The following is a 1748-nucleotide window of genomic DNA, read 5'->3' on the forward strand; positions in this document are numbered from 1 at the left end:
CGTTGAGTTCCTAACGGACGTCAAGCCGTTCGTGGTGATCTCGGGGCCTGTTTCGTAGGGTGGTTCTCGACGGGCCGGTTGCCGGAGCGCTTGGCGACTCCTTCTCGCGCCGGCTCGTCGTCGGGTCTTTCAGCCGTTGCGAGCGGCGGCGGACGTGGACTTTGGCCCGGTCGTCCTTGTTGATCTTGTAGCGGGTCGCGCAGATCTGCCGCCCCTCGGCTTCAGTGATCTCGCGTCCGTCGGTGTCGCGGAGCTCGTAGAGGGTGCCGTTGCGCCAGCAGGCAGCGAGGCGGGTGACCAGGGTTGCGGCGAGTGTGCAGAGGGCGGAGTTGTGGTGTTTGCCCTTGTCGACGACGAGGTCGTGGTAGCGGGCGGCCAGGGCGGGGTCGGCATGCCGGGCGATGTCCGCGGCCTTGAACAGCGTCTCGCGCAAGCCAGGATCTCCTTGGCGGGTGGGCGGCCCGTCGCGGCCTGTCAGGCCGGACTGGCTGGTGCGGGGGACCAGGCCGGTGAAGGCGCGGATACCGGCGAGGCTGGTGAAGCGGTTCGGGTCTCCGAGCCGGCCCAGGATTCCCGCCGCGGTGATGACCCCGAGGCCGGGGCCGGAGGCCATGATCCGGCCGGGGTCGGCTTCTTCGTAGAGGACGGTGATCCGGTCGTCGAGGGTGGTGATCTGCGCGTTCAGGTGAGTGGCCATGTGAGCCTCGCCGGCGATGTCCTCGGCGAGTTCGGCGAAGTCCAGGGCGCCGTCGGGCCAGAGCTCGAGGGTCTGCTGGGCGGCGTTTACGATCCGTTCAGCGTGCTCTTCGCGCCACTGGCCGCGGCTGTATCGGATCAGCAGGGCGGCCAGTCGTTTTCGGCCCAGTCGCCGCAGGGCGTGGGGGTCGGCGCCGGTCTTCTCCAGCACGGCCAGAGCGGCTTTGGAGTAGGAGCCCGTGCCCAGGGCGTCTGCCCAGGCGGGTCCAAGGAGTTCGAGCAGGGCATCGAGCCGGTAGAAGGTGGCCGTGCGGCGTTCGACCAGCGAGCTGCGGCGGCGGACAGCTCGTCGCAGTGCGTTGGCCGGTCCTGTGTCCGACAGTTCCCGCAGTCCTTCGGGGTGCAGCAGCGGCAGCCGGGCCAGGACACGGGAGTCGAGCCGGTCGTTCTTGGTGTGCTTGGAGTAGTAGTCGCGCAGGTCAGAGGACTGCTCCGGTGGCACCAGGACCACCGTGGCGCCGTGGCGCTGGAACCATCCGGCGAGCGGGACCCATGCGTTGCGGGTCGGTTCCATGATGACGATGACCTCGTCGGTGGTGGGCAGACTGTCCCATAACCGCTCGAGGTCCTTGGGTGTGGTGGTGAAGCGCCGGCCGGAGAACTGGATCTCTCCGGTGGCGTCGGTGCAGGTGGCTCGGTGCGAGGCCCGGCAGGCTACGTCGATTCCCAGGTGCAGTCTCAACAGGGTTCCCGTCTGGTGCAGCGGCAGGTTGACCGTTGTCCAGACCTTCCGCCACGACCCACTTGGCACGTGTTCCGCAGGGTTGTGCTGACCGGACATTCGGTAGCAGTGGTCCACGCTCGCCGCGGCCACGAGTTCCCAACAGGGACGCACGTGCGTCGGGAGGTTCAACCAGCCGTCGATCAACGTTGAGAAGTCGCCTGCAAGCAGACGCTTCGGTCAGTGATCCAGCCGTGCCGGAAGAACCGGACCCGACGCACCCTACGCAGCCCCCGAAGATCCCGGAGAGCCATCTCCAAAGCTAAATGTC

1 protein-coding gene is annotated in these 1748 nt (G+C 67.7%); it reads right to left on the reverse strand.

All coding sequences use genetic code 11. From position 1 onward, the window contains the following. Nucleotides 1-10: 10 nt before the first annotated feature. On the reverse strand, nt 11-1438 hold the full coding sequence (locus tag NMK44_RS41820) for an IS110 family RNA-guided transposase (protein WP_254753388.1): 1428 nt from the start codon (nt 1436-1438) through the stop codon (nt 11-13). Between the last annotated feature and the right edge of the window lie 310 nt (nt 1439-1748).

Origin of the sequence: Streptomyces cucumeris (genome assembly GCF_024295805.1) — a bacterium.
Taxonomy (GTDB): domain Bacteria; phylum Actinomycetota; class Actinomycetes; order Streptomycetales; family Streptomycetaceae; genus Streptomyces; species Streptomyces cucumeris.